The organism is Oscillibacter sp. CU971 (assembly GCF_905219725.1).
GTDB lineage: Bacteria > Bacillota > Clostridia > Oscillospirales > Oscillospiraceae > Oscillibacter.
The window spans coordinates 1-3672 of sequence record NZ_CAJMXG010000257.1; the positions used below are offsets into that span (position 1 = coordinate 1).

Annotated in this window: 4 protein-coding genes and 2 tRNA genes; all 6 read left to right on the plus strand. The window is 59.5% G+C overall.

Translation table 11 applies throughout. The annotated features are described in order from the left end of the window. Positions 1–49: 49 nt before the first annotated feature. Positions 50–652 (plus strand): 30S ribosomal protein S4, encoded by a 603-nt coding sequence (gene rpsD, locus JX325_RS13615; RefSeq protein ID WP_204791639.1) that lies wholly within the window; start codon positions 50–52, stop codon positions 650–652. An 80-nt stretch (positions 653–732) separates the two neighbouring features. Next, positions 733–1683: a DNA-directed RNA polymerase subunit alpha gene (locus JX325_RS13620; RefSeq protein ID WP_204791640.1), complete on the plus strand. Its 951-nt coding sequence runs from the start codon at positions 733–735 to the stop codon at positions 1681–1683. A 54-nt stretch (positions 1684–1737) separates the two neighbouring features. After that, positions 1738–2073: a 50S ribosomal protein L17 gene (rplQ, locus tag JX325_RS13625; RefSeq protein ID WP_204791641.1), complete on the plus strand. Its 336-nt coding sequence runs from the start codon at positions 1738–1740 to the stop codon at positions 2071–2073. Positions 2074–2207: 134 nt separating this feature from the next. Continuing rightward, positions 2208–2912, plus strand: coding sequence for a polysaccharide deacetylase family protein (locus JX325_RS13630; protein WP_204791642.1), 705 nt, complete (start codon positions 2208–2210; stop codon positions 2910–2912). Positions 2913–3001: 89 nt separating this feature from the next. Further along, positions 3002–3089: transfer RNA gene (locus JX325_RS13635), tRNA-Ser, on the plus strand. 25 nt (positions 3090–3114) lie between these two features. Then, positions 3115–3207: transfer RNA gene (locus JX325_RS13640), tRNA-Ser, on the plus strand. The last annotated feature ends 465 nt before the right edge of the window (positions 3208–3672 follow it).

Consider the following 3672-nt stretch of genomic DNA (forward strand, 5'->3'; position numbering starts at 1 on the left):
CCCCCCGAAGCGCCGCCGCGTCTGATCGAAAGAGGAGGTAAGAAGCAATATGGCAAGGAATATGCAGCCCATCGCCAAGCGCTGCAAGGCTTTGGGCATCTCTCCCGCCGTCATGGGGTACGCCAAAAAGGAGACCAACCGGAATCCCGGCGGCCAGATGCGGAAGAAGAAAAGCGAATATGGCATTCAGCTGAACGAAAAGCAGAAGGTCAAGTTCATCTACGGCATCCTGGAAAAGCAGTTCCACAGCTACTATGAGGCCGCCGCCGCCGCCCCCGGCAAGACCGGCGACAACCTGCTTATCAATGTGGAGCGCCGCTTGGACAACGTGGTGTACCGCATGGGCTTCGCCATGACCCGCCGTCAGGCCCGTCAGCTGGTGAACCATGGGCATTTCACCGTCAACGGCAAAAAGGTCGACATCCCCTCCTACCAGGTGAAGGGCGGCGACGTGGTGGAAGTGGCGGAAAGCAGCCGCTCCTCCGAGGTCTTCAAGCGCCTCACCGGCCAGGACGCCCCCATCTTCCTCCTGCCCGCGTGGCTGGAGCGGGAGAAGAACGGCCTGAAGGGCACCGTGACCCGCCTCCCCGCTCGTGAGGATATCGACATCCCCGTGGAGGAGCACCTGATCGTCGAGCTCTACTCCAAGTAAGCGGAGGATACCCTCGATAATGAGCCGAACCAGAGGCGGCGTCTTGCGCCGCCCGTTGAGAAGATGAAGGAGGGTACTGCGTGATCGAAATCGAAAAGCCCCAGATTGAATGCNGCGAAGCNCCTGGTGAAGTAACCTATGGCAAATACGTGGTGGAACCCCTGGAGNGGGGATNCGGTACGACGCTGGGCAACGCCCTGCGGCGGATCATGCNCTCCTCGCNGCCCGGCACCGCGCCGACTACCATCCAAATCGCCGGTGTTCAGCACGAGTTTTCCACCATTCCCGGCGTGAAGGAAGACGTGANGGAGATCGTCTTGAATATCAAGAGCCTCCTGACCAAGCTCCACAGCGACTCGGTGAAGACGGTCTATATCGAGGCGGTGGGCCCCTGCGTGGTGACCGCCGGCGACATCAAGGCCGACGGCGAGGTGGAGGTTCTGAACCCGGACCTGCACATCGCCACACTGGACAACGGGGCGTCTCTGAACATGGAGATTACCCTGTCCCATGGCCGNGGCTATGTCCCNGCCGACCGCAACAAGCCCCAGCAGAATGTGATCGGGACCATTGGGGTAGATTCCATCTACNCGCCGGTGTACAAGGTGAATTATACCGTGGAGCCCACCCGCGTGGGCGCTTCCAGCGACTTTGACAAGCTGACGCTGGAGGTCTGGACGGACGGCACCATCTCCGCCCGGGACGCCGTCTCTCTGGGAGCAAAGATCCTCTGCGACCATTTCACGCTNNTCACCGACCTGAGTGAGAACGTCGGCAGCCGCCCCACCGTGGTGGAGAAGGCGGAAGCCCAGCGGGACAAGGTGCTNGAGATGACCATCGAGGAGCTGGACCTCAGCGTCCGGAGCTTCAACTGNCTGAAGCGGGCCAACATCAACACGGTGGAGGACTTGATTTCCAAGACCGAGGACGAGATNATGAAGGTCCGCANCCTGGGACGCAAGTCCCTGGAGGAGGTCATCAACAAGCTGGCCATGATGGGCCTGCACCTGGCCGACGAGGAGAATAATTGACCGTCCCCGCCGGAGAGCGAAGGAGAAACCATAACAAGTAAGGAGGAAACCGAAATGCCTCGTAAGCTCGGCAAGACCTCTGACCAGCGCAGAGCCATGCTGCGTCAGCAGGTCACGGATTTCCTGGATCACGGGAAGATGGAGACGACCGTCACCCGGGCCAAGGAGATCAAGCCCCTGGCTGAGAAAATGATTACCCTGGGCNAGAAGAGCGACCTGGCCGCCTACCGGCAGGCCATGAGCTTCATCACCNGGGAGGATGTCTGCAAGAAGCTGTTCAAGGAAATCGCGCCCACCTACGCGGAGCGCAACGGCGGCTATACCCGCATCATCCGCACCGGCATCCGCCGTGGCGACGCCGCGGAGACCGCGGTGATTGAGCTGGTGTAAGAGCACGTATAAGAGCGCTTTGTCATGAGAACCTAGGCTCATGACAAAGCGCTCTTTCTTTTCGTGATTTTTCCAATAAAATTCCCCGGAGAGCTGCGCATACTAACCCCGGATAAATAAGGGGGAANTGCGCGATGGTGAAGAAGATTGTCCCAATTTTCATACTGGCCCCTCTGACCGCCCTGTGCCTGCCGGGCGGCGAGGNAATGCCCGCGGACGGAGGGGCCGAGATTCCGGCGGGGGAGAAGTACGTGGCCCTGACCTTTGACGACGGCCCCCGGCGGGGCACCACGGAGCGTCTGCTGGACGGTTTGAAGGAACGGGGGGCCAAGGCCACCTTTTTCCTCATCGGCCAGCAGATTGAAGACAACGCCGCGCTGGTGGCCCGCATGGCGGAGGAGGGGCACCAGATAGGAAACCACACCTGGAGCCACCAGCGTCTGGACGGCATCCTCCCGGATGAGGCGGCCCAGGAGGTGGCCCGGACGGAAGCGGCGCTGGAGGCGCTGCTGGGGGGCGGGGAATACNGGCTGCGGCCTCCCTACGGCCAAGTGGCGGAGGGGGTGGAGCTTGGCGTGCCCATGGTGAAGTGGTGCGTGGACCCCCGGGACTGGGAGAGCCGGGACGCGGAAAAAGTAACCCGGGCGATTTTGGACTGCGTAGAGCCCAACAGCATCATTCTGCTCCACGATATCTATTCCACGTCGGTGGACGCGGCCCTGCGGGTGGTGGATCGGCTTCAAGAGGAGGGCTATTGGTTCGTGACAGTGGAGGAGCTGCTGTGGCTGAACGGCGTGACCCCGGAGGCGGGGCGGATGTACCGGACGGGGAAGGGGTAAATTTCCCCGTCCCGGCGGAAAATTTTGTTGACAAGAGGGAGAGGGTATGCTATGATATTATGCGTGTTCAAGAGACGGCGCCTTCCTGTGGAGAGATGTCCGAGTGGTTGAAGGAACCGGTCTTGAAAACCGGCGGCGCGCAAGTGCCCGTGGGTTCGAATCCCACTCTCTCCGCCAACTTTTCAAAAGTGAATCCGGATCTGCGGAAGTACCCAAGTGGCCGAAGGGGCTCCCCTGCTAAGGGAGTAGGCTGGATAAAACNGGCGCGAGGGTNCAAATCCCTCCTTCCGCGCCAGAGAANACCTTGGAATTGCAATGGTTCCAGGGTTTTCTCTTTGTTTTTTTCCTTCTTTTTTCCCTTATCATGCCCTGATTGCCTCCATGGCGCAGGCCGTGAAAGCGGGCATTGTCCGGGCCGATACTGCAAGCGGTTTTCTTGAACTCCTTGCAGACCGTNAAATGGGCCGGGTGTCCGCAAAAAAGGGCCTCTGCCGGTATAGACAGAGGCCCTAAAAATATCATGATTTACCTTGCATTTCAGGATTTGCGGGTGTACAATAAGAATACGAGATGAACAAAGGCAGGACGCGGGGTGTTAGCAGCACCCCACGCCCCTATGCGGGAGCTCCAACCTCCCACACAACAGTATAACTGCGCCAGCCTCATTATACCGGACTTTTCATGAATTTACAAGGCCGGGTTTGGGGTTTGTGTCTGATATGCGGTGTGGGATTTTATATCTCGCACCGCTTTTGTTTGT